This window comes from Collinsella aerofaciens (assembly GCF_028209885.1).
Classification (GTDB): Bacteria; Actinomycetota; Coriobacteriia; order Coriobacteriales; family Coriobacteriaceae; genus Collinsella; species Collinsella aerofaciens_BA.
Window position 1 is genome coordinate 31,357 of record NZ_JAQLEM010000006.1, and the last position, 24,572, is coordinate 55,928.

Consider the following 24,572-nt stretch of genomic DNA (forward strand, 5'->3'; position numbering starts at 1 on the left):
ACCAAAACCGCCACAAAGGGGACAGTACCTTTGTGGCGGTTTTTTATTGCTGTAACATGCTCGAGTCGAATTCGCTTGCCGGGATCACGCGGTAGCCGTGGCGCAGGAGCAGGTCAACGAAGACACCGTTACCCGTTGTGAGCGTGCCGCTGAAGGATCCGTCGTAGATATGGCCCACGCCACACGACGGACTGCGATCCTGCAAGACGCACGCAGCAATCTCGGACGGGCCGCCCGCTTGCTCGCACATATCGAGCGCACGTTGAGCGCCCAGACGGAATTCGCGATCGACCGAGATGCCCCCGCAGGTACGGACCTCGCCGTTCACAATCTCGGACGGCATGCGCGGCGTGGGCAGCCCCCCAAAGACCTCAGGGCACACCAAGAGGACCTCAGTCCCCGTGCGTTCGCAGGCATCGACCAACTCGCGATGATAGTTGTCAAGCCCGTTATACTTGCAGCTCTCGCCCATCAAGCAGGCGCTCACCACGATCTTCATTTCCATCCCTCTCAAGCAAAACGCCCCAATTGAGAAAGCTGCTCAAATGGGGCGTCGGCGTTTACTGGCTCGGCCGCGGCTTTACTGCTGCTTGGGCATCAGCGGATTCTCGCGCGTGAGGAGGTTCATGAACTCCTCGCCCGTGATGGTCTCCTTCTTGTACAGATAACGAGCCAGCTCATGGAGCTTGAACTTGTTCTCCTTCAGAATCTGCAGGGCACGGTCGTGCGCATCCTCGATCAACTTGGCGACAATTGCGTCCACGCGCTCGGCCGTACCGGGAGCGCAGGTGAGCGACGTGTCCTGGTTGAGGTACGCGTTCTGCACGGTACCGAGCGCCATCATGCCAAACTCATCGGACATACCAAAGCGCGTCACCATGTTGCGGGCGAGCTTGGTGGCCTGCTCGATATCGTTGGCGGCACCGGTCGTCATCTCGCCAAAGATGAGCTCCTCGGCCGCGCGACCACCGCAGTAGACGGCGAGCTTGTCCAGAACCTCCTGGCGCGTCGTCAGGAAGCGCTCGTCCTCCTCCACTTGCATGGTGTAGCCCAGAGCACCGCTCGTGCGCGGCACAATGGTGATCTTCGTGACCGGCGCAGAGCCCTTCTGGCGGGCGGCAACAATAGCATGGCCGATTTCGTGATAAGAAACGACCTGCTTCTCGTGGTCGGACAGCACCGTGGACTTGCGCTGCTGTCCGGCGATGACGACCTCAACCGACTCCTCAAAATCGTCCTGCGTGGCACGCTTGCGACCCTCACGGACGGCTCGCAGGGCGCCCTCGTTGATGATGTTGGCCAGGTCGGCGCCCGAGGCACCGGGCGTGGCGCGGGCAATCGCGGTCAGGTCGATCGGCGGCTGTGTCTTCACGCTCTTGGCATGCAGCTCAAGAATGTTCTTACGGCCGGTCAGGTCGGGCAGCTCGACAGGGATGCGGCGATCAAAACGACCGGGGCGCAGCAGAGCGGGATCGAGGCTGTCGGGACGGTTGGTGGCAGCGAGGACGACGATACCCTTGTGGTTATCGAAACCGTCCATCTCGGTCAGCAGCTGGTTGAGCGTCTGCTCGCGCTCATCGTTGCCGCTAAAGCCGCCGCCATCGCGCTTCTTGCCGATGGTATCAATCTCATCGATAAAGACGATGCACGGGGCCTTTTCCTTGGCCTGCTTAAACAGGTCGCGAACTTTAGCGGCACCGCGGCCGACGAACATCTCAACAAACTCAGAACCAGAAATACTAAAGAACGGCACGCCCGCCTCGCCGGCCACAGCCTTGGCAAGCAGGGTTTTACCAGTACCCGGAGGGCCGACAAGCAGAGCACCACGCGGCAGCTTGGCGCCGATCTCCTCGTAGCGCTGCGGCTTCTCCAGAAAGTCAACGACCTCCTTGAGGGACTCCTTGGCCTCTTCCTGGCCGGCGACATCCTTAAAGGTCACGCCCACGTCCTTGGAGGCGATCACGCGCGCGCCGGACTTACCCAGTCCGCCGCCGCCAAAACCGCCGCCGCCAAAGTTCATCGACGGGCCGTCATCGCCCATAGCCTTCTTCATGCGGCGGTTGAGCCACCAACCGATGAGGAAGAAAATCGCCATGGGAAGGATGAGCGTGAGCAGGTAGTAGGTCATCAAACCCGAGTTTTTATCGGGAACGACCGACTCCAGCGAAGCGCCAGACTCAAGCACGCGATCGGTAAAGCCCGCATCATTCGGCACACCGGTCGTCTTATAGGCGATGTTCTCGTCCTCGCCCTTCTTGGTGTAATAAATCGTATAGTCGTCGGTGTTGTACTCGACCTTTTCGACGCTCTTCTTGTCGAGCGCTTTGACAAACGTCGAGTAATCGGTCTTCGTAATCTGCTGCGTGTGACCGATGTTGGGGAACAGAACGGTCGAGAGCACGAGGTAGACGACGAAGGCGATGAGCACGTAGAGGATCATATTCCGTCTACGCTTGTTGTCATCCATCTCCATCTGCTTGAACTCCATCTACTGGGGTTAATAATGCTTTCTAGAATACCCAACCCGGACGGCGATAAACCGACGCCGGGCACGAAAAGACAGAGATGGCATCACTGGAAGTCGGCAAGGTTCAAATCTATACGGGCGACGGCAAGGGCAAGACGACGGCTGCTTTGGGGCGCGAGAGGATGTCGAGGAACTGATTGCGATAAAGCCCGCCACCACGGAGCTCGTGCTCACCGGCCGCGGCCTGCTGCCCCTCGCGGACCTCGCCGACCTGGTCACCGAAATGCGTCCCATAAAACATTACTTCGACGAAGGCCTCTTAGCCCGCCAAGGCATCGAATACTAATTGATGCAAAGGGGACGGAGGAAAACGGATCACTTCGCCTTATCGCCAGCCAATGATCCGTTTTCCTCCGTCCCCAAGGGACCATTAGGCGGTGGCGCGGCCTAGCCAGTTGCCGCTGTGGTGGTAGATGGTGAACATGGTTGCGGTGATGAGCCAGGTTACGGGGTAGACCAGCAGTAGATGCTCGAGCGACGGATCGAAGGGCATGATCGCAAACACCCAAATCACTCTGAGTACGACGGTGCCAAAGATGGTGAGCAGCATGGGCTGCAAGCTCACGCCGGCACCGCGAATGGAGCCCGACGCGTTTTCGATAATCGAGAAGATCGCGTAGAACGGCGCGATGAAATGAAGAATCGTCGTGGTGTACGCCGAAATCGAAACATCGTCGACAAACAGACGCGACAACGGACCCGAGAACACCAGCAGCACGGCAGACAGGCCACCAATGAGCATAAACGACAGCACGAGCGACGTATGGTAGCCCTTGCGCATGCGCTCATAGTTGCGCGCGCCAAAGTTCTGTGCCGAGAACGTGGTGATCGACACGCCGAGCGCCTCGGTAACCATCCAGACAATGCCATCTAAGCGGCCCGAAAGACCCCACGCCGTGGTGACATCGGCACCAAACGAGTTGACCGACACCTGAATCAAAACGTTGGAAATCGAATACGCAGCAGACTGAAAGCCAAGCGGCAGACCACACGAGATCATGCTCTTACAAATGCCAGGATCAATGCCGAGTTTGGACAGCGAAAGCCGCCACGCACCCGGTGCGTGCATCATGCGAATCACGATCATCGTGGCGTTGGAGCAAATGGTCAGCGCCACCGCGATGCCGCAGCCCAGCGCCTCCATATGAAGCACGGCAACAAAGATGACATCCAGCACCGCATTCACAAGGCAGCCGGAAGCGATGATCGCAGCAGGCCCGCGCGTGTCGCCCACGGCGCGTAGCAGTGCCGTTCCCATATTGAGCAGCAGCGCCGCAACCATGGCGGCAAAATAGCAACGAGCATAGGCCACGCCCTCGGCCAAAAGTTCATGTGGAGTGTTCATAAGTACCAGCATGGGCTCAACGAACACTATGCCAAGAATCGAGAAAACGATACCGCCCACCAGCGCGAGCGTCATGGCCGTATGGACCGAACGGCTCAGTCGCTCATCATCGTGCTGACCAAAATACTGACCGGTAATGACCGCGCAGCCGGCGCCGACGCCAACGCAAAAGCCAATGCAGAGCTCGGTGAGCACCATCGTAGCTTGAATGCCACCTAGCGCGAGCTTGCCGCCAAACTGACCGACGATATAGGTACCGATAAGCGTGTAGGCCTGCTGAAAAAACGAACTAAAAAAGATGGGAACGCACAGCGACAGCAATTGCTGCCAAATGACTCCTTGCGTTACATCGATAGCCGTAGATTTCTTAGCCACACGCCCTCCCCACACGCATACGTCAATCAGCAAAACAGCAATTTAAAACCAAAGCCAAAACCAGCTTAGCACCGACTGGCGGCGACCGAAACACCCCGAATTAGAGCACGGTGCGGAATAACTGCCTAGTGATACAAACCCGGCTGGTAGTGATACTCATTGCTCACGTGCGGGCATAGCTGCCAAAAGGCGACGGCGCTCGCCGCGGCCACGTTGAGCGAATCGACCCCGTGCGCCATCGGAATACGCACCGCGTGGTCACAGCCGGCAATGGTCTTGGCGCCCAAGCCGGCACCCTCGGTGCCCATAAAAATCGCCAAGCGATCAATCTTCTGCAGCACAGGATCATCAAGCGAAACAGAGTCGTCCGTCAACGCCATAGCGGCACACGAAAAACCGGCATCGTGCAACGCGCTCAGACCATCATGCGGCCACACACGAGCCTCGCTGCCAATGCGCGTCCACGGCACCTGAAACACGGTGCCCATGCTCACGCGGGCCGAGCGACGGTACAGCGGGTCGCAGCACGTCGGGCTGACCAAAATACCGTCAACGTTCAATGCGGCAGCAGAGCGGAAAATCGCGCCAACATTGGTGTGGTCGACAATACCCTCGAGCACGCACACGCGCACCGGACGCTCCCCCGCCGCCTCGACGACGCCACCCAAGAACTCATCAACCGGAATCTGACGCGGGCGACGAAACGCCGCAAGCGCACCGCGCGTCACGTTAAAGCCCGTCAACTGCTCCATGAGCTCCATGGAGGCGACGAACACAGGAACAGGACCCGCGCCCTCGCGCACGACTAGGCGCTCAAACAGCGGCATCATCTGGTCGAGCCAGCGTTCGCCCAAAAGAAAGCTCACCGGCTCGTATCCGGCACGCACCGCGCGCTCAATAACCTTGGCACTCTCGGCGATAAAGATGCCCTTTTGCGGCTCTAGCACGCAGCGCAGCTCACGCTCGGTCAGACGCACGTAGGCATCGAGCCGCTCGTCCTCGAGCGAATCAATTCGCAGAACCTCAACGGCATCAGTCATAGCAGCCTGCCCGCACCCTTCTTTACAGCACATCTATACCAAACGAGGCGACGCTAAGCGCCGCCCCATACATTCAATCAACCCGATAATACCGTTCACGCCAGGCGATTTACGCCTCAACGCGACGATACGTCACGAACTCATAATCGACACCCTCGTCGCCCTCGCCCGAGGCAATCGTGGCAACACCGCCACGCCACGCAATCTCCCATGCGGGATCGGCGTCCAAATCGGGAAAGTACGTGTCCACGGCATGAGTGCAATGGTTGTGCGTGACCTCGGCCTCGACGCAATACGGCAAAAACTGCCGATAGACATCGCCGCCACCAATCACCCAGGCAACGGGCTCATCGGCAACCGCGGCGAGCGCCTCGTCGATGCTATGCACCACGTCGACGCCCTCGACAGCAAAATCCTCGTCGCGGGTAAGCACGATATTGCGACGGTTCTTGAGTGGACGCCCACCGGGAAAACTCAGCAGCGTCTTGCGCCCCATGATGACCGGGCAGCCCTTGGTGCAGGCCACAAAATGGCGCATGTCGGCGCGATTGGACACCACCATGTCGCCCTCGCACCCAATGCCCCAATCGTCACACACGGCGACGATAGCAGATAGCTTACACGTCATGAGCACCACCTACACCGCAATGGGAATGTTCTTGACCTGCGGGCCGTGCTCATAGCCCTCGACGATCAGGTCATCGGTCGTAAACGCATAGAAGTCATGCACATCGGGGTTGAGCGTTACCTTGGGCGCCGCAAACTGCGGGCGCTCGATAAGCTCACGGACGATATTGACATGACGGTCGTAAATGTGGGCATCGGCAATCACATGCAGCAGCTCACCCGGAATCATATCGACCGACTGCGCGACCATCATGAGCAGAATGGCGTACTGGCACACGTTCCAGTTATTCGCGGCCAAAATGTCCTGACTGCGCTGGTTGAGAATCATGTTGAGCGTGGGCTTGTCGTCCTGCGGGCGCTGCGTGACGTTATAGGTCACGCTGTAGGCGCACGGATACAGGTGCATCTCGGACAGGTCACTAAACACATACGTGTTGGTCATGATGCGGCGGCTGTACGGCGTGTGCTTAAGATCGTACAGCACACGGTCCATCTGATCAAAATCGCCCTCGGCGTAATGGCTCTTCTGGCCAATCTGATAGCCGTAGGCTTTACCGATGGAGCCAGTCTCGTCGGCCCACTCGTCCCAAATATGGCTGTTGAGGTCATGGACGTTATTAGACTTCTTTTGATAGATCCACAGGATCTCGTCCATCGCAGACTTAAGAGCCGTGCGGCGCAGCGTAAGCGCAGGGAACTCCTCGCGCAGGTCGTAGCGCGCCGTGACGCCAAAGTTTTTAATGGTATAGGCAGGGGTGCCGTCCTCCCACACCGGGCGGACCTTTTGGCCCTCGGTGGTGGTGCCATGGTCCAAGATATCGCGGCACATGGTTACAAACTGTTGATCAGCCTTGCTCATTGACCCTCCTGTCAGTCGCCTACAAGCAAGATTTATTGTAGCCCAGGCGCACGCGGCCCCACAGCCCAAACATAAGCCCTCATTTTCTGACATATGACGGAAATTCCTTGCGCAAATCGGCACGTTCGCTATTCTATTGTTGACATATGTCAGATTTGGAGAGTGTATGGCAGGGAGACGCGAAAAACTGCGCCGCGTTGGGATCATCCCCGAATATCGCGGCTTTACCCCCGATGGCCTTGCCAGCGGAGACGCTATCGATATGACGGTCGACGAGCTCGAGGTCCTGCGCCTATGCGACCTGGAAGGACTCAATCAGGAGGAAGTCGCCCAGCACATGGGCATTGCCCGTGCCACGGTGGCGGCAATCTGCAGCCGCGCGCATCGCAAGGTGGCAAACGCATTGGTCAATGGACGGGCGATTATCATCGAGGGCGGCAATATCGCATACTCCCCCATCACCACGACAACGGCCGCATGGCCAGCAAAGGAGGTCGACACCATGAGGGTGGCAACGACGTACGACAACGGCAACATCTTTATGCACTTTGGCCGCAGCGAGCAGTTCAAGATCTATGACATCCAGGACGGCATGGTGCTCAACGAGCAGGTCGTGGGCACCGGCGGCACCGGTCACGGCGCGCTGGCGGGTCTGCTCGCCAATGGCGACGTGGACACACTCATCTGCGGCGGCATCGGCGGTGGCGCTATCAACGCGCTTGCTCAAGCCGGCATCACGGTCTATGCGGGCGCCCAGGGCAGCTGCGATGCCTGCGTCGAGGCCCTCATTGCCGGCACGCTCGCGCAGACCGGCGAGGCCACGTGCGGCTGCCACGGCCATGACCACGAGCACGCCCATGAGCACGGCGAATCCTGTGGCTGCCATGGCCATCACGAGCACGAGGGCCACGAGGGCTGCGGCTGCCACTAACGGCACGGCACCGCGAACTCGGGGCGCGATACTGAACGCAACCCAACAATCAAAGCCAACAACAAAGGCCACCCGGTAGCTTCCGAGTGGCCTTTGCCATATCAAGCTGGAATTACAGCACTATTTCTTATTACGCATCTGCGCTTCCATCTGGCGCAGCAGGTCCATATCGGACTTGGGGCCGCCCGTACCCAGGCCGCCCATGCCGCCCAGACCCATAGCGTCCAGGCCGGGGATATTGGGCATGCGCATCTTCTTGCCCTTCTTATCCTTCTTGCCCTTCTTGCCGCCGGCCTGTGCCTGATTGGCCATCGTGCGCATGCGGCCCATCATCTTGTTCATCTCGCCCCACTGCTTCATAAGGCTATTGACCTCGGTGGGGGTCACGCCGGCGCCCTTGGCAATGCGGGCACGGCGCTGGCCATTGATGATGGAGGGACGCAGACGCTCCTCCTTGGTCATCGACATGATAATGGCCTCGTTCTTATCGAAGATGCCCTCGTCCAGGTTGCCACCCATCTGGTTGAGCGCACGCTGGCCGCCGGGGAGCATGCCCAGGATGCCCTTCATGCCGCCCATCTTCTTGACGGCCTTCATCTGGTCGAGCATGTCGTTCATGGTGAAGCCCTCGCGCAGCATTCGCTCGGCAGCCTCGAGCTGCTCGGCGTCGGCCGCCTCCTGGGCCTTCTCGATAATGCCGACAACGTCGCCCATGCCAAGAATGCGCTTGGCCATACGATCGGGATAGAACGGCTCCAGCGAATCGGGCTTCTCGCCCATGCTCACGAACTTGATGGGCTTGCCGGTCACCTGGCGCACGGAAAGCGCGCCGCCGCCACGGGCATCGCCGTCGAGCTTGGAGATGATCACTCCGTCAAAGTCGGTGCGCTCGGCAAAGGTCGAGACGACGTTGACGATATCCTGGCCGGTCATGGCATCGACGACCATCAGCACCTGATCGGGCTTGACGGCCTTCTTGATGTCCACGGCCTCCTGCATCATCTGCTCGTCGATCTGAAGGCGACCGGCGGTATCGACGATGACCACGTCACGCAGGTGGTCGACGGCCTCCTGGATGGCGCCCTTGGCGATGTCGACCGGGTGCTCGCCGTCGCCGCGGAAGACCGGCACGCCGATCTCTCCACCGAGTGTGGCCAGCTGGTCGGCAGCGGCGGGACGGTAGACGTCGCACGCGGCGAGCAGCGGCGAGCGGCCCTGCTTCTTGAGCTGGTAGGCCAGCTTTACGGCCGCCGTGGTCTTACCGGAGCCCTGCAGGCCCACGAGCATGATGACATTGGGAATGCGGTTGCTAAAGACGAGCTTGCTCTCGGTGGAGCCGAGCATCTCGGTGAGCTCGTCGAGCACGATCTTGACGACGTTTTGCGCCGGCGACAGTGACTCCATGACCTCGGCGGTCATGCAGCGCTCCTTGGTCTTGGCGACGAACTCCTTGACGACCTTGAAGTTGACGTCGGCCTCTAGCAGCGCCATGCGAATGTCGCGCATGGCCGAGGTAATGTCGGCCTCGGTCAGCTTACCCTTGCCACGCAGGCGGTCAAATGTGTCGTTGAGGCGATCGCTCAGGGAATCAAACACTGGTTACTCCTTAGTTGGACTCGCCCACCAGGGCGCGGCAGAAATCTTTGGCATTGAACTCCTGCAGGTCATCGACCTGCTCGCCCACGCCGATGCGCAGGATGGGAAGCTTGAGCTTCTCGGCCACGGCCATGGCGATACCGCCCTTTGCCGTGCCGTCGAGCTTTGTCATGATAATACCGTCCAGACCCAGCGCCTCGTTAAACTCGAGCGCCTGGTTGAGGCCGTTTTGGCCCGTTGCGGCATCGATCACGAGCACGACATAGACGGGCATGGGGCCGGCGGCCATATTGGCGGCGCGCTTACGGGTCACATTGACCACCTTGGCAAGCTCGCGCATGAGCTCGGGGCTCGTGTGCAGACGACCGGCGGTATCGATGAGCACCAGGTCGCTGCCGCGCTTGTCGGCCTCGTCGAGCACGTCGTAGCAAACACTTGCCGGGTCGGAGCCGCGGTCGCGCTTGATGACGGGGACGCCAGCTCGCTGGCCCCACACATCGAGCTGCTCGATAGCTGCAGCGCGGAAGGTATCGGCCGAACCGATCACGACGTTCTTGCCGCGGGCGGCCATGGCGCTCGCGATCTTACCGACCGTCGTGGTCTTGCCGGCACCGTTAATGCCCACAAACAGCACGCAGCTCGGCGTATCGGAGAACGGATCGCGCTCGATGGGCACAAAGTGCTGCGCAAGCTGCTCGGCCAGGGCGCGACGGAGTTGCGGGGCGGTCTTGAGGTTCTTCTTAGCCGCGGCATCACGCAGGTCATCGGAGACCTTTATGGCGACCTCGGCGCCCATGTCACCCATGACGAGGGTGTCCTCAAGGTCCTCCCAAAAATCCTCGTCGACCTCGCCGCCAAAGTAGAAGACCTCGTTGAGGGCCTCGCGGCTACGCTCAAGTCCGCGCGAGAGTGCGTCAAAGAATCCCATTATGCATTCACGACCTTTCCGGTTTCGCGATCGAGTTTTTGCGAGACGACGCGACTGACGCCGTCGGCTTGCATCGAGACGCCATAGAGGACGTCAGCGTCCTCCATAGTACGGCGCTGATGCGAAATGACCAAGAGCTGCGTGTCGGAACGCAGCACATCGAGGGCACCGATGAGCTTGGACAGGTTGGCGTCATCAAGTGCCGCCTCGACCTCGTCCAGCACATAGAACGGCACCGTACGCGTGCGATACACGGCAAAGAGCAGGGCGAGCGCCGTCAGACTCTTCTCGCCGCCCGACATGAGCATCATCTTGGTGATGCGCTTGCCGCGCGGTTGCGCCACGACCTCGATACCCGTCTCGGCAGGATGCTCGGGATCGGTCATCTCCAGATGAGCCTGACCGCCCGGGAAGAGCATAGCGAAGATCTCGCGGAAGTTCGCGTCGACCTTCTCAAACGTCACCAGGAAGGCCTTCCGCATCTTGCGATCAATGGCCACCGTGATCTTGGTGAGCGCCTTGCGCGCGCTCTCCAGATCGGCCAGCTGCTCCTCGATGTAATCGGCGCGGCGCTTGAGCTGCTCGTACTCCTCCATGGCAACTTGGTTAACGGGACCAAGGTTGTTGATCTGGCGCACAAGCTGGTTGAGTTCGCGCTCAGCGGCATCGCGGTCCGTGGGCGCCGGAAGCATGAGCGCTTCCTCGAGTACCGTGGTGCCATCGGCGGTAATGGCCTTAATGGCGGCCTCTACCTGCACCTCGAGCTTGCCATGCGCGACCTTGAACTCGTTTTGCGTGGCGGAGGCGGTATCGACTCGCTCCTTAGCGCGGGCAACCTCTGCCTTGGCATCCTCGATGGTCTTCTTGAGCGAAGCGGAGTCCGCCTCCTCCAGAGAGGCCTGGTCACGCAGGCGCGCTGCCCAATCCGACGCGCGCTCCAGCAGGGCCGAATAACGCTCGTGCATGGGATCAACGCGCAGGCGCAGCAGCTCGAGCGAGCGCGAAGCCTGGCGTGTTCCGCGGATACGACGATCGATGCCCTCCAGGCGATGCTCCAGGTCGGGCACGCGGCCCTTCAGCGAACGCAGGCGTTCGCTCGTCTGGGCCAAGCGAACCTTGGCGTCGGCGAGCTTGCCGGCGGCCTCGGAATCGTCACGGCAAACGCGGTCGAGTTCGTCGTTGGCCTCGGCAATCTGGAGACCCAGGTCGCTTGCCTGCGCACGGGCCTCGTCGCGCGAACGGGTGACCTCGTCAACGCGCGGGCGCGCAGCGCGAACGGCCTCTGCGGCCTGCTCGCGGCGCTTGGAGATGCGCACGCGCTCGACCTCGGCATTGTTGGCGCTTTGCTCCAAGCGGCCGATCTCGGAGAGCAACGAGCGGCGCTCGCCCTCAAGACGGGCGATCTCGCCGGCGGCATCGCCCTCAGCGACACGCGCTTCCTCAACGGCCGCATTGGCCTCAACGACCTGATCCGACACATGCTCAAACACGGCAGCCAAATCGGGCTCCAAGCCCTCCAGCTCGCGAATGCGACGCTTGCGCTCCAGGGCACCCGACGCCTCGCCGGCATCTAGGCCCACGCGCACAAGGCCGCCACAGCTTACGCGGGCGCCATCGGGGGTCACATAGGTCACACCGTCAATGACAGGCGCAGCCAGCGCGGCAGCCAAGTCATCGACCACGTAATAGCCACCGAGCAGCGCCTCGACAATCGGGCCATAACCGGCACGCACGGAAAGGCGATCGACCAGACGCGAACCGGCAGCGGCCTCGGCGGCAGCAGAGCTGCTCACGCCGCGCGCCACCAGCAGCGCCTCACCCGAGGCCTTCTTTTGGTCCAGAGCCGCACGACCGGCACGCTCAAGCGCGGCGGCGTCATCAAACAACAGGGCATCGATATCGCCGGCAAGCAGCTGCTCCACCAGGCCCTCAAGCTCGCGCGGGGCCTCGAGCACGTCGCCCAGACGACCCGAGACATCGTCGCCCAACGCACCCACCAGACGGCTCACGAGCGGCGAGCTGTCGGCCATGCGGGCATCAAGCTTCTTTTGGCTGGCAAGCTCCGAGCGCACCTCGGACAACTTGTTGCGCGCCTCGCTCTCGCGGGCACGCAGGTCCTTCAGGGCCGCGCGTGCCGTCTCGGTGGCCTCACGCGCATCGACCTGAGCCTGGCGCGCTTCCTCAAGAGCGCCCTCAAGCTCCTCGGCGCGGTCGCGACGGCTCTCGAGCGAGGCCGTGACCTCCTCGAGCTGCTCGTCAATCTGCTCCAGGCGCGAGGCATACATGTTGTCCTCGACCTCGGCATTGCTCAGCGAGTCCTTCACCTTGGCGAGCTCGAGCGCGGCGTTATCGGCCACACGCTGCACATCGCGCAGCTCACGCGTGAGCTGCGAAATCTGATTGTCGAGCGCAACGCGCCGCTCGTGAAGCTCAGCGGCAGCAGGACCAGCGGCGTCAACGTCCTCCTGGGCCTGCATGTGCGCACCGGTCACTTCCTCAAGCTGGGCACGCGCGTCCTCGAGCTCCTCGACCACGCGACGACGCTGATGCTCGGAGCTCGAAATCTGCCCGCGCATATCGGACAGGCGCGACACCATGTTGTGGCCCTTTTCCTCGAGCAGGCGCATATCGGAGTTAATGCGGCCGACCACATCTTGCATATGGCGGCGCTGCTCGCCCAGGTCGCCCACAAACAGGCCCTTTTCCTCGAGCATAACTTGGAGCTTCTCGAGCTCGCGCTCCTTTTCACCCAGGCGGTATTGCGCAAGCTCAAGTTCGGCGGCGCCCTCCTTAGAGCGGCTCTCCAGGTCGTTCCACTGCGACTGCAGCGAACGAAGCTCGTCGACGGCCAGCATCTGCGTAAGTTCGTTCGCGCGCGAGGACAGCTCTTTGTACTTGCGCGCGCGATCGACCTGACGCTCCAGTGGTCGCAGCTGACGGGCGATTTCCTTATTGATGTCGCGGGCACGCGTCAGATGCTCGTCCATCGACTTAATCTTTTTGAGCGCACGCTCCTTGCGGCGCTTGTGCTTGGAGATGCCGGCGGCCTCCTCGATGAGGGCGCGGCGCTCCTCGGGGCGGCTCTGCAAAATGGCGTCGAGCTTGCCCTGGCTGATGATGGAATGCGTATCCTTGCCCAGGCCCGAATCGTGCAGGATGTCCTGAATGTCCATCAGGCGGCACGGACTCGAGTTGATGAGGTACTCGCTTTCGCCCGAGCGATACATGCGACGGGTGATGGCGACTTCGTCAAAATCGACGGGCAGCATATGGTCCGAGTTATCGAGCACCAGCGTGACCTCGGCGACACCCACCGGCTTGCGCGCTGACGAGCCCGAGAAGATGACGTCCTCCATGGCCTGGCCGCGCAGCTGCTTGGCGCTCTGCTCGCCCAGGACCCACAGAATTGAGTCGGAGATGTTCGATTTTCCCGAGCCGTTGGGACCGACGATGACGGTCAGGCCCGGCTCAAACGTCATATGGGCGCGGTCGGCAAACGACTTGAACCCTTTGAGCGTGAGGGACTTGAGATACACGGTTCCTCGCTTACACGTGCTTCTTGTTGAGAATCACGCCATTGGTGGTGTAACCCATACGGTCGAGCGCCTCGAGCGCGGCGGCTCCCTCGGCTTCCTTCTTAGAGGAACCGGTGCCGCGACCCTGACGAATGCCATCAATCAACACCACGGCGGTAAAGGTGGGCGCATGCGCCGGACCCTCGGATCCGACCAGCTTATACGCCGGAGGCTCGTGGCCGTCGGCCTGCACGCACTCCTGCAAAAACGACTTGGGGTTCGCAGGGTGTTCGGCACGCTCGGAAGCCAAGTGCGGCTTAAGCGTACGGTGAATAAACTCCGCCGCGGCATCCCAACCAGCATCCAGGTACAGCGCGCCAACGAGCGACTCATAGACGTTCTCAAGCGCCGAATGCAGGCCGCGTGCGCCCGTACCGGTCTCGGAGGCACCAAAGATGATGATGTCGTCGATACCCAGCTCGTGGGACACTTCCGACAACGTGGCGCCCGAGACGAGCGACACCTTCAGGCGGGTGAGCTTGCCCTCATCAAACTCGGGATAGGACTCAAAGAGCGAGCGGGCAACCACGGCGCCCAAAATGGAATCACCCAAAAACTCAAGGCGCTCGTAGCTTGCCGAGACTGGCTGGCCTTCGACAGCCGAAGGATGCGTGAGGGCTGCGCGCAGCAGCACCTTGTCATTGAACTCGTGGCCCAAAATCTCCTGGGCGCGCGTAAGTCGTTCGGATAAAGCCAAGACTTAGGCCTCCTTGGCAGCTTCGATAGCGTCGACGGCGTCGGCGACAGAGTTGAGCGAGAGCAGGGTCTCATCATCGATTTCGAGATCGAACTCGTCCTCGATAGCCGTAACCAGCTGCAGGCGCTCGAGCGAGTTGGCATCGAGGTCGTCAAAGGTGGTCTCATCGCTAATTTCGGCAACATCGACGCCCAGAACGTCAGCAGTGACCTCGGCGATCTTGTCGAAGATTTCGGAGCGGTCCATAGCGCTTCCTCTCATAGTGCATGAATACCAAAAGAATGGTACCGCCCGGGCGGTACCAAGACACGGTTCTGATTCTACCCCACGACGCACGCCCCGAGGCGCATAACGCCGCTGTTATAAAACGATGCCGTCCATGGAGTTGGCGACGTTCTCGACCAGTCCGGCACGAACGGCCTCAGCCGCGGCGAGTGTGCCGTTTTTGACGGCCTCGACCGACGTGGCGCCGTGGCCGATCAAGACCACACCGCGCAGGCCCAGCAGGATGGCGCCGCCCTTGGCATCGCCAGAGAGCTTAGCCTTAATCTCGCGCATCTGCTTTTTGATGAGCAGCGCGGCGATCTTGGTGCCGAGCGAGGACATAAAGGCGCCTTTGAGCTCCTGCAGCAAAAACTTGGCAGCGCCCTCGGTAGCCTTGAGAGCGATATTACCCGACATGCCGTCGGCAACAACGACATCGAAATTGCCCGAGGTGAGGTCGGTGCCTTCGCAGTTGCCCACAAAGCCCGGAACTGCGGCCTTCATAGCAGGGAAACAGGCCTTGGTAAAGTTGGAGCCCTTCTCGTCCTCGGTGCCATTGGCGAGCAGGCCTACGCGGGGATGCTCAATGCCCAAGACGACGCGCGCATAGGCGCTGCCCATCTGCGCAAAGCGCACCATATCGTCAACCTCGACATCGGGGTTGGCACCCATGTCGCACAGCACCGTCAGACCGCCGGCACGATTGGGCAGCGCATTGGTCAGGCACGGACGCACCGGTTGCTTCTTACCCTCGGCCATATATCGAAACGGCGTGACGTAGGCGGTCGCGGCAGCCGTCATGGCGCCGGTAGAGCCGGCGGAGAAGAACGCGTCCGCGTTGCCCTTCTTAATGACGCGGCAAGAAAGCACGATCGACGACTTACGCTTGGTCATCACGGCGCGAATGGGATCGTCGTCCATGGCGATAACGTCGGGTGCCTCCAGGGCCTCGACGCGCGCATGGGAGGCGGCAAAGGGATTGACGATTTCGGCGGGACCGGCAGCCAGGACCTCAATATCCTGATCAGCTGCCAGGGCAGCCTCAATACCGTCGAGGACAACCTGCGGCTTCTCGTCTCCACCCACAACGTCTACACAAACGCGAACGTTACTCATATACATGCTCCTTATACAAAAATGGCCGACTCATTGAGCCGGCCATTGTGGTTCCATTTGGAACGGCATCGCATCCAGAGTATACCGTTACTCGGTAACGATAACCTCGCGGTCCTTGTAGAAACCGCAGCTGGGGCACACGTGGTGCGGAAGCTTAACAGCGCCGCAACGGGGGCACGTGGACTGAGCCGCAGCCGAGATCTTCATGTTGGCGGAACGACGGGTGTGAGTGCGGATACGACCCTGCTTTTGTTTAGGTACGGGCATAGTGACCTTCCTTATGAACTATCCAGTGTGGCGATTACGCGCAAGTAGCGATACTACCACAGTTTTACTCATCAAGCTTGAGATTCTTCAATGCTGCAAATGGATTTTCCGTGGCTTCGGCCCATTCGGCCTCGGCTCGGGCAGCACAATCGCATTGCTCCACGTTGAGATTGCAACCGCAAGTGGGGCACAGACCGCGACAATCGGGCTTGCAGAGCACCACAAACGGCGTGTCCATAACGACCGCGTCATTGATGGGCTCACCCAGATCGACGATACGGTCCTCACCCAGAAGCTCGTAGCCGTCCTCGTAGGCCTCGGGATCCTCGGGCTCCTCAAAGAGGTAGAACTCCTCGATCTCTCCGGCGATATCAAACGAGGCGGGCTCCAGGCAACGGTCGCACTCACCGGTGGCGTGCGCGCGGACCATGCCCGTGAGCAAGACACCGGTACCGGCATTGGTAAAGACAACGTCGTAGTCGATGCCGTCCTGAAGCTGGTACTCCTTCTCGCCCACCGTGTAGGTGGCGACATCGACCTTACCGGTCAGCGGATACGAATCTCCAGGAAACTCGAGCTGCTCGGAAAGATCGACGGTAACGCTCGGGAACTCAGCCATTACCACTGACCATTCTGTTGGGCGGCACCCTCGTTGAGCTGCTGACGGCAACGGGTAACGGTGCCGGTCAGGCTCTTGAGGTTCTCCTCCAGGTGCGTAAAGACCTGCTCTGCGTAGTCCTCGGCAGCATAACGCGTCTCGCGCTCGTACTGCTGGGCACGATCGCGGATGTCGTCGGCCTGCTGCTGCGCAAGACGGACGATCTCCTGCTCACCGGCAATGGTGAGGGCCTGCTGCTGAGCGTCGGCGATGATGGAATCGGCCTGAGCGGCGGCGGAAGCCATAAGCTCCTCGCGCTCCTTAAGGATACGGCGGGACTTCTGCCACTCCTCGGGATAGCTCATGCGGATCTCGTCGAGGATGTTGAAGAACACGTCGGCGTCGATGACCTTGAACTGAGCGTTCTTGCCGAAAGGCGGCTTGGCTTCCTCGATCAGCCCTTCGAGCTCATCGACCAAGCTGACGATCCTATCGCCAGGAAAATTCTCGCCCGGCATCCGGTCTCCTTTCATAGGTAACATATCATCGTGCTAGTTTACCACATGCCACCAGGCAATAAAAAACGTCACGAAAAGCGATGTCTGAGCGCTTCAACCACGTTGGACGGGACAAACGTCGATACATCGCTGCCGAGCGAGGCGATCTGGCGAACGACCGAGCTCGAGATATAGCCGTACTGCGGCGCACTCATGACAAAGATGGACTCCAGCTCGTTATCCAAGCGGTAGTTGAGGTCGGCCTGCTGCAGCTCATACTCAAAGTCGGTCATGGCGCGCAGACCCTTGACCACGGCCCCCGCCCCCTGATCACGAGCGAAGTCGACCAAGAGGCCAGTAAAGGGCAGGACCTCGACGCCATCGATATCACCGAGTGCTTCACGGGCCAGCGCCACGCGTTCATCGAGCGTAAACGTGGTGCCCACACCGTATTTGCCCTGCGACTCGGCAACGGCCACGATCACACTGGGAAAAATGCGGCGGGCGCGGCGGATGACGTCGATATGGCCAAACGTGATGGGATCGAAGGTACCCGGAACGATGACGCGGTTAATGGTGTCACTCATGGGCATCCCCCTGAAACGTCGTGCCGTCGCTGTCATCGGCATCGGTGGCGGTATCGTCATCCTCGCCCTCGCCGACCCAACGGAGCAGGTCGACCGAGGTGATGCCATAGCGTTTCTCACGCACGGTTACAAAGCCGGCAGGATGTGCACCCGCGTCGGCGGCAGCATGCTCAAACAGAGCATAGGCACCCGGGGTGAGCAGACCCTGCTGGGCCAGGTTCTGCAGCAGCTCGTCGACCGGCTTGGCACCAAAAGCATAGGGCGGGTCGAGCAAGACCAGATCAAAGGGGCCGCCCGGTACACGACCGCGCGAGGCACTCGCCAGCATGTCACCCGTGACCACGCGCCAACGCGCACGGTCACGGGAGAGCGACTCGATATTCTTGGTAATGAGCCGCGCGGCGTTGCGATCGATCTCAAACGTCGTGAGCGAGCGGGCCCCACGAGAGAGCATCTCTAACCCTAAGGCACCGGAGCCGCCAAAGGCGTCCAGCACACGGACCTCGTCCAGATCGAAGTCGAATGCCGACATGACCATAGATGCGCATGCCTCGCGCACGCGATCGGTCGTGGGGCGGGTAACATCGCGACCACGGGGCTCCTCGATCTTACGACCGCGCCATTCGCCGCCGATGATTCTCATCCTCCGCTGACCTCCTTAAATATGTGTCGATATCGCATGGCGACCGCATCGCGCAGAGGGCGCGTCGCCACAGAGTCAAGGTTGCAAGCATACCGCAAGAGCTCGACCGCGTCCAAATGGGCCCACTCGATCAGCTCCTCGTCGGCATCCAGGTCGACAAAGCGCAGGGTCACACCGCCATGCTGACGGTACCCCAGGATTTCGCCCTCGTGGCGCAGACGCAGGTCCATCTGGGCGAGCGTAAAGCCATCCGAGCTTTTTTCAAGCGATTGCAGACGATCTTGCGCCGCCGATGCGCCGCCGTTGCCCTTGGAGTGCGTCATGACCAGGCACGTGCCCGACACGCCGCCACGGCCCACGCGGCCTCGCAGCTGGTGCAGGGCAGCCAAACCAAAGCGCTCGCCGTTTTCGATGACCATGACGGTGGCGTTGGGCACGTCAACGCCCACCTCGACCACCGTAGTCGAGACGAGCACGTCAATCTCGCCACGCTTGAAGGCGTCGATCACGCGGTCCTTCTCCCCCGCTGGCATACGGCCGTGAAGGCGCTCGATGGCAAGACCCGGCAACGCCAGACGCAGGCGATCGAGCTCGGTCGCCGTATCGTGAAGCGGCACGGGGACCGTCACGCGGCCCTCGTCGTCGCGGGCAATACCGGGCACGTCTTCCAGCTCATCGGCCGAGTCACTCGGCTCCACGAGCGGGCAAATCACGTAGGCTTGCTGCCCCTTCTCGTGCGCCTCGCGAATGGCGCCATAGGCGAGGTCACGGCTCGACTCGGTGAGCACGCGTGTCGTCACGCCAGCACCAGGGACGGGCCGATGGCGGATGATACTCGTGTCCAGATCGCCGTAGACCGAAAGCGCCAGCGTACGCGGGATGGGCGTTGCCGTCATAACGAGCAGATCGGCACCGGGGCCCTTCGCGCGCAGGGCGTTGCGCTGGCCTACGCCAAAGCGGTGTTGCTCGTCGATGACAACAAGCGACAGATGCTTGAACGTAACGTCATCCGAAAGGACCGCATGGGTGCCAAAGAGGACATCGAGCTCGCCGGACTGCAGCTGCTCATGGATCCGCTCGCGCTCGGCCGCCGGAGTGGCACCCGTCAGTAGCGCCCACGTTATACCGGCCTGAGAGAGCAAGGGGCCGGTCTTATCAGCATATTGGCGCGCCAGCACGCCCGTGGGCGCCATAGCGCAGGCCTGCGTGCCGCTATCGGCAGCCACAGCCAGCGCACAGGCGGCAACGGCGGTCTTACCGGTACCGACATCGCCCAGCAGCAGACGGTTCATCACGCGCCCGCCATCGCACATGTCATGCAGGATGTCTTGGAATGCGGCCTCCTGCTCGTCGCTCAGCGAAAACGGAAGGGCCTGTTTAAGCGCGCCCAGATGCTCGCCCGCGATGTGGGCATAGGGCACCACATCGACCAGGCCGCCGTCGTTGCGCAGACGCAGCGCCAGCTGCAGGTAGAGGCACTCCTCGTAGGCAAGACGCCGGCGTGCGATGTCGCGCTCAGCCATGCTCGAGGGAAAGTGGATCGAACGCAACGCGCGGGCATTGCTCATGAGCTTCCGCTTTGCGCGCAGCGGCGCGGGAATCGGATCGAACGGATTGCCGACGACCTCGAGCGCGCCGCTTACGATGCGGCGCATCCACGCCTGGCTCACGCCATCGCTCACGTAATGGACCGGCAGAATGGTACCTGCGGCGCGCCCGTCCTCGAGCTTTTCAAAGTGGGGCGAGGCCATCTGCTTAAAACCGTAGGCAAACTCGACCTTGCCCATCACGGCCAGGCGGTCGCCCTGCTTAAGCTGCTGGGCAATCCAGGGCTGGCGGAAAAAGGCGACCTGTAGCACGCCCGTCTCGTCAACAAGTGAGACCTCGGTCACCTGCATGCGCGGGCGCGGCTGCTTTTGGACGATACGGTCGACCGTGGCGATGATGGTGCACACGGTACCGATGGGCGCCATCTCGATGGACCACGAACGGGTAAAGTCGAGGTATCGATGAGGGATATGGAGAAGGAGGTCCCCCACCGTCCGAATTCCCAGACGGCGAAGGGCCTCCTCACGTTTACCCGAAACATATTTGAGTCGCGCGATATCCTCGTCGAGCGCATTGCTCTGGGCAAAGCGCTCCGAGACGCGCGGCACGGAGCACAGCTCGGACATGGGCAGTTGCCTACTCGATCGAGAAGATCACGGGATAGAGCGGCTGCTCGCCACGATGGGCGTCAATCTCCAGATCGGGCTGAGCCTCCTCGATAGCGTCGACGATCTCCTGGAAGGCCTCATCGGACAGCTCCTCGCCAGCCAGAATCGTCAGCGCGTCGCCTTCCTCTTCCTCCTGCATGCGGTTGATGCAATCGAGCGTGACCTGCTTCACGTCGGAGCCGACCACGTCGATAGAGCCGGCAATGATACCCATGACGTCACCGGAGTGAATCGGCGAGCCGTCCGAGGCGCTGGAGTCGCGCACGGCGCGGGTGACCTCGCCATCGCGGACCTCGCTGATGGCGTCGACCATAGCGGCGACGGCATCCTCGAGCTCGGAATCGGGCAGGACCGCGAACAGCGCGGAGAAGGCCTGCGGGACGGTCTTGGTGGGAACGACGGCGACCTTCTTGTCCGTGCAGGCAGAAGCGGCAGCCTCGGCAGCCATGCGGATGTTGCCGTTATTGGGCAGGATGATGACCGAGGTCGCGTTGACCTGGTCCACGGCACCCAGCAGATCTGCAGTCGAGGGGTTCATGGTCTGGCCACCCGAGACGATCACGTCGACGCCAAGGGACTTGAGGATGTCGGCCTCGCCGGAACCGGCGGCAACGGCGACAAAGCCCAGCGCCTTGGCGGGCTCGGCGGCCTTTTCCTGGTCCTCGTGAATCTTGGCGGTACGGTCGTGGGCCTCCATCTCCATGTTGTGGATAAAGACCTCGTAGATCTGACCAAGCTGCAGCATGTGCTCGAGCACCAGGTTGGGGGTGTTGGAGTGCACATGGATCTTGTAGTCGGGATAGGCGCCCACGAGTAGCTCACAATCGCCCATGGAACCCAGGAACTTAAGGCACTCGTCCTCGTCAAACGGGGCGTCGGCCTTAAACAGGAACTCGTTGCAGTAGCGGAACTCCGAGCCCTCCCAATCGTCGTTGGCCTCGATCTCAACGCGACCAAGGGCCGCGTCGCGGGCAGAGCCAGCGGAATCAAACGTGGCGGAGAAATCCTCGACAACGGTGCTGCGGCCAAGCGCGGCGGCAACAAAGTTCTCAAGGAAAATAGCAAAGCCGAAGGCGCCGGAGTCAACCACGCCGTTCTCCTTCAGAACGGGCAGCAGGTCGGGCGTGCGAGCGACGGACTGATATGCCTCGACGACGATGGCGTCGAGCGCATCCTCGGCCGAGAACTTCTTCTTCTCGCACTCGTCTGCCTTGGTCGAGACATCGCGCAGGACCGTGAGGATCGTGCCCTCGATGGGCTTGCGGACAGCCTGGAAGGCAACCTTGACGGCGCGACGGAAGGCGAAGGCGATGTTGGCAGCCGTAATAGGCTCATCGGCAGAGACGAGGCCCTCGGCCACACCGCGCAGAATCTGCGAGGTGATGACGCCGGAGTTACCGCGGGCACCCATCAGGGAGCCGTGGGTGATGGCGCCGGCGATGGCTTCCATGTCGGCGTCGGCAGGAAGGGCGGAGAGCTCCTTGGTCACCGAGGCAAGCGTGAGCGACATGTTGGTACCGGTGTCGCCGTCGGGTACGGGGAAGACGTTGAGCTTGTTGATCTCCTCGGCCTTGTCGGAAACGGCAGCCGCAGCGATCGGAAAACAGGTGCGAATGGTCTTTGCAATCATGGGTATTTGAATCTCCGTTTTCGGATGCTAGTTCAGACGGCTCTTGAGCGCGTCGATATGGATGCCGATCTTAAGGCTGGCGGGATCGATCTGGGCGATCTCCTGCAGGGTGAAGGCAACGGAGCTCGAAAGATTGTGGCAGACGGACTTCATGTTGACGCCGTTCTCGAGCACGACGTGAAGATCGACCGTAAGGCCGTTCTCGTCGGCGGAGACAAGCACGCCCTTGCGGAGGCGCTGACCGGCAAGCAGGCGCACGCTCTCGGCGCCCTGGAGCTGCTCAGCCATACCGACGACGCCATAGCACGTCATCGCGGCATAACCGGCAATATCGGCAATAACGTCGTTCGAGACGCTCAGGCTGCCGTTAATGGTCTCAGACACAAGAATCTCCTTTTCTTGGTGCTCGCGGCACCATGTCGTGGGAGCAATCATTGCAATATTCTACAACGACCGCGCCATGTTGAGGTGGCGGGCCTCGGGATTACATCCTCGACACGAAATGTTGATACGGTAACGTTCGCGCTAAGCGATCGCGACAAAAAAACCCGCCGCATAAGCGACGGGTTTTACAACCTGGCTCCCCGGGTAGGACTCGAACCTACAACAGCGCGGTTAACAGCCGCGTGCTCTACCATTGAGCTACCGAGGAATAGGTGCGTGCTCTCAAGCAACGAAGTTTATTATACGGACGAATCAGCTTAGGGCAAGAACTTTTTTAAGAAATTTTCCGACCCAGTCATTGGGGACGTTCCTGAACGACTAGTCATTCAAGAACGTCCCCAACGACTACATGAAAGCGCCCCCAAGCAGATGTGCTTGAGGGCGCTTCTTGCTTGACTAGCTCTCGATATAGTCTTTGAGCTTGCTGCTACGGCTGGGATGGCGGAGCTTGGCCAGGGTCTTGGACTCGATCTGGCGGATGCGCTCGCGCGTGACGCCGAACTCACGACCGACTTCCTCGAGCGTACGGGGATGTCCGTCGACAAGGCCAAAGCGCAGCTCAATAACCTTGCGCTCACGATCGGCAAGCGAGTCGAGCACCTGGGTGAGCTGCTCCTGCAGCATGGAGAAGCTGGCGGCATCGGGCGGAACGATAGCCTGGGAGTCCTCGATGAAGTCGCCCAGCTGGGAATCCTCTTCCTCGCCGATGGGGGTCTCGAGCGACACGGGCTCCTGCGAGATCTTCTGGATCTCGCGGACGCGGTCGGCGCTCATGTCCATTTCGGCACCGATCTCCTCGGGGGTCGGGTCGCGACCAAGGTCCTGAAGAAGCTGGCGCTGCACGCGGACGAGTTTGTTGATGGTCTCGACCATGTGCACGGGAATACGGATGGTACGGGCCTGGTCGGCGATAGCGCGCGTGATGGCCTGACGGATCCACCACGTGGCGTACGTGGAGAACTTAAAGCCCTTCTGGTAGTCGAACTTCTCGACGGCGCGGATCAGACCGAGGTTGCCCTCCTGGATCAAGTCCAGGAACAGCATGCCGCGTCCGACATAGCGCTTAGCGATGGAGACGACCAGACGCAGGTTTGCGCTGATGAGCGCCTGCTTGGCTTCGAGGCCCACGTTCTCAATGCGCGTAAGACGACGCATCTCGGCACGCGTGAGTTCGAGCTCACCAGCATCGGCAGCCTCGAGCTTCTCGGTGGCCTCAAGACCGGCCTCGATCTTCATAGCCAGATCGACCTCTTCGGAGGCGGTCAACAGGTCAACCTTGCCGATCTCCTTGAGGTACATACGGACCGGATCGCCGGTCAGCATCACCGTGGAGGCATCGATGCCACGCACGCGGGAGCGTGAACGGGACGTGCGCACGGTGCGCTTCTTCTTGCTCTTGGAAGAACCCATCTCGGCATCGGCCTGACGGGCCATCTTGAGCTCATGATCGTCAAGCGAGCCGGAATCGTGCTCGTCGTCGTCATCGAAATCGTCGGTATCGGTATCGTTATCGTCATCGTCGACGTCCATGGGGGCGTCGTCGTTACCGCTCGCGGAGATAATCTGGATGCCACTGTTGCGCAGCGCGGAATACACCGCGGTGAGCTGCTCGTCAGAAACATCGATATCCTTCAGGGCGACCTGAATCTCGTCCTCGGTTACCGAAGTCCTGTTTGAGCCGTTGCCCATGAGCTTTGCAACGTAGGATTCCAGCCCAGTACCCGTGCTCTCAGTCTTTTTTGGCACAGATTCTCCCTTCATAGTCCACAGGACTCAATACTTTAGCACACACATTGACGTCTATACCCAA

General features: G+C 60.9%; 24 protein-coding genes and 1 tRNA gene. 3 read left to right on the forward strand and 22 right to left on the reverse strand.

Going from position 1 to position 24,572, the window contains the following annotated elements; translation table 11 throughout:
- Positions 1–43 precede the first annotated feature (43 nt).
- Positions 44–499 carry a 2-thiouracil desulfurase family protein gene (locus PMX21_RS02490; protein WP_271757836.1) on the reverse strand — a complete coding sequence of 152 codons (456 nt, stop codon included), beginning with the start codon at positions 497–499 and terminating at the stop codon, positions 44–46.
- Between the two features lie 81 nt (positions 500–580).
- Positions 581–2,473: an ATP-dependent zinc metalloprotease FtsH gene (ftsH, locus tag PMX21_RS02495; protein WP_271757838.1), complete on the reverse strand. Its 1,893-nt coding sequence runs from the start codon at positions 2,471–2,473 to the stop codon at positions 581–583.
- 92 nt (positions 2,474–2,565) lie between these two features.
- Between ftsH and PMX21_RS02500 the strand changes: the two genes are divergently transcribed.
- Positions 2,566–2,664: a cob(I)yrinic acid a,c-diamide adenosyltransferase gene (locus PMX21_RS02500; RefSeq protein ID WP_229042206.1), complete on the forward strand. Its 99-nt coding sequence runs from the start codon at positions 2,566–2,568 to the stop codon at positions 2,662–2,664.
- 29 nt (positions 2,665–2,693) lie between these two features.
- The gene (locus tag PMX21_RS02505; protein WP_271733428.1) at positions 2,694–2,813 is read left to right on the forward strand and encodes a cob(I)yrinic acid a,c-diamide adenosyltransferase; all 120 of its coding nucleotides are present in this window, start codon (positions 2,694–2,696) and stop codon (positions 2,811–2,813) included.
- 84 nt (positions 2,814–2,897) lie between these two features.
- Here PMX21_RS02505 and PMX21_RS02510 read toward each other — a convergent pair whose 3' ends face one another.
- The 4 genes from PMX21_RS02510 to thyA form a co-directional block, all read right to left on the reverse strand.
- Positions 2,898–4,247 carry an MATE family efflux transporter gene (locus PMX21_RS02510; protein ID WP_271757840.1) on the reverse strand — a complete coding sequence of 450 codons (1,350 nt, stop codon included), beginning with the start codon at positions 4,245–4,247 and terminating at the stop codon, positions 2,898–2,900.
- Positions 4,248–4,372: 125 nt separating this feature from the next.
- Positions 4,373–5,287 (reverse strand): TrmH family RNA methyltransferase, encoded by a 915-nt coding sequence (locus PMX21_RS02515; RefSeq protein WP_271757842.1) that lies wholly within the window; start codon positions 5,285–5,287, stop codon positions 4,373–4,375.
- Positions 5,288–5,396: 109 nt separating this feature from the next.
- The gene (locus PMX21_RS02520) at positions 5,397–5,915 is read right to left on the reverse strand and encodes a dihydrofolate reductase (protein WP_271757843.1); all 519 of its coding nucleotides are present in this window, start codon (positions 5,913–5,915) and stop codon (positions 5,397–5,399) included.
- A gap of 9 nt (positions 5,916–5,924) precedes the next feature.
- Positions 5,925–6,773: a thymidylate synthase gene (gene thyA / locus PMX21_RS02525; RefSeq protein ID WP_271742632.1), complete on the reverse strand. Its 849-nt coding sequence runs from the start codon at positions 6,771–6,773 to the stop codon at positions 5,925–5,927.
- Between the two features lie 166 nt (positions 6,774–6,939).
- On the opposite strand from thyA, the gene PMX21_RS02530 reads away from it, so the two are divergent.
- The gene (locus tag PMX21_RS02530) at positions 6,940–7,704 is read left to right on the forward strand and encodes a DUF134 domain-containing protein (RefSeq protein WP_271757845.1); all 765 of its coding nucleotides are present in this window, start codon (positions 6,940–6,942) and stop codon (positions 7,702–7,704) included.
- A gap of 120 nt (positions 7,705–7,824) precedes the next feature.
- On the opposite strand, the gene ffh is transcribed toward PMX21_RS02530, so the two are convergent.
- The 16 genes from ffh to rpoD all read right to left on the reverse strand — a co-directional run bounded on the left by ffh (position 7,825) and on the right by rpoD (position 24,508).
- Entirely contained in the window at positions 7,825–9,300 is a 1,476-nt protein-coding gene (gene ffh, locus PMX21_RS02535) for a signal recognition particle protein (protein WP_271757847.1), read from the reverse strand.
- A gap of 10 nt (positions 9,301–9,310) precedes the next feature.
- Positions 9,311–10,228 (reverse strand): signal recognition particle-docking protein FtsY, encoded by a 918-nt coding sequence (ftsY, locus tag PMX21_RS02540; RefSeq protein WP_271757849.1) that lies wholly within the window; start codon positions 10,226–10,228, stop codon positions 9,311–9,313.
- Positions 10,228–13,764: a chromosome segregation protein SMC gene (smc, locus tag PMX21_RS02545; protein WP_271757850.1), complete on the reverse strand. Its 3,537-nt coding sequence runs from the start codon at positions 13,762–13,764 to the stop codon at positions 10,228–10,230. The genes ftsY and smc overlap by 1 nt, the downstream gene beginning before the upstream one ends.
- Positions 13,765–13,774: 10 nt before the next feature.
- Entirely contained in the window at positions 13,775–14,500 is a 726-nt protein-coding gene (gene rnc, locus PMX21_RS02550) for a ribonuclease III (protein ID WP_271757852.1), read from the reverse strand.
- 3 nt (positions 14,501–14,503) lie between these two features.
- A complete protein-coding gene (locus PMX21_RS02555) occupies positions 14,504–14,746 on the reverse strand; it encodes an acyl carrier protein (protein ID WP_161161446.1) in 243 nt (80 codons plus the stop codon).
- A gap of 114 nt (positions 14,747–14,860) precedes the next feature.
- Positions 14,861–15,880 (reverse strand): phosphate acyltransferase PlsX, encoded by a 1,020-nt coding sequence (plsX, locus tag PMX21_RS02560; RefSeq protein ID WP_271757855.1) that lies wholly within the window; start codon positions 15,878–15,880, stop codon positions 14,861–14,863.
- 87 nt (positions 15,881–15,967) lie between these two features.
- A complete protein-coding gene (rpmF, locus tag PMX21_RS02565; protein ID WP_022094017.1) occupies positions 15,968–16,147 on the reverse strand; it encodes a 50S ribosomal protein L32 in 180 nt (59 codons plus the stop codon).
- A gap of 64 nt (positions 16,148–16,211) precedes the next feature.
- The gene (locus PMX21_RS02570) at positions 16,212–16,766 is read right to left on the reverse strand and encodes a YceD family protein (protein ID WP_271757857.1); all 555 of its coding nucleotides are present in this window, start codon (positions 16,764–16,766) and stop codon (positions 16,212–16,214) included.
- Complete coding sequence (locus PMX21_RS02575) at positions 16,766–17,263, reverse strand: ATP synthase subunit B family protein (protein ID WP_040358176.1); 498 nt, start codon at positions 17,261–17,263, stop codon at positions 16,766–16,768. The genes PMX21_RS02570 and PMX21_RS02575 overlap by 1 nt, the downstream gene beginning before the upstream one ends.
- A 68-nt stretch (positions 17,264–17,331) precedes the next feature.
- Entirely contained in the window at positions 17,332–17,829 is a 498-nt protein-coding gene (coaD, locus tag PMX21_RS02580; RefSeq protein ID WP_271757859.1) for a pantetheine-phosphate adenylyltransferase, read from the reverse strand.
- Positions 17,822–18,472 (reverse strand): 16S rRNA (guanine(966)-N(2))-methyltransferase RsmD, encoded by a 651-nt coding sequence (rsmD, locus tag PMX21_RS02585; protein WP_271757860.1) that lies wholly within the window; start codon positions 18,470–18,472, stop codon positions 17,822–17,824. The genes coaD and rsmD overlap by 8 nt, the downstream gene beginning before the upstream one ends.
- The gene (gene recG / locus PMX21_RS02590; protein ID WP_271757862.1) at positions 18,469–20,646 is read right to left on the reverse strand and encodes an ATP-dependent DNA helicase RecG; all 2,178 of its coding nucleotides are present in this window, start codon (positions 20,644–20,646) and stop codon (positions 18,469–18,471) included. Before recG ends, rsmD begins: the two co-directional genes overlap by 4 nt.
- 10 nt (positions 20,647–20,656) lie before the next feature.
- The gene (locus tag PMX21_RS02595) at positions 20,657–22,318 is read right to left on the reverse strand and encodes a DAK2 domain-containing protein (protein ID WP_161115842.1); all 1,662 of its coding nucleotides are present in this window, start codon (positions 22,316–22,318) and stop codon (positions 20,657–20,659) included.
- 27 nt (positions 22,319–22,345) lie between these two features.
- Positions 22,346–22,702, reverse strand: a complete 357-nt coding sequence (locus PMX21_RS02600) for an Asp23/Gls24 family envelope stress response protein (protein ID WP_022093773.1) — start codon at positions 22,700–22,702, stop codon at positions 22,346–22,348.
- Positions 22,703–22,895: 193 nt separating this feature from the next.
- Positions 22,896–22,970, reverse strand: a tRNA-Asn gene (locus PMX21_RS02605).
- 188 nt (positions 22,971–23,158) lie between these two features.
- A complete protein-coding gene (gene rpoD, locus PMX21_RS02610; protein ID WP_055286388.1) occupies positions 23,159–24,508 on the reverse strand; it encodes an RNA polymerase sigma factor RpoD in 1,350 nt (449 codons plus the stop codon).
- Positions 24,509–24,572: the final 64 nt, after the last annotated feature.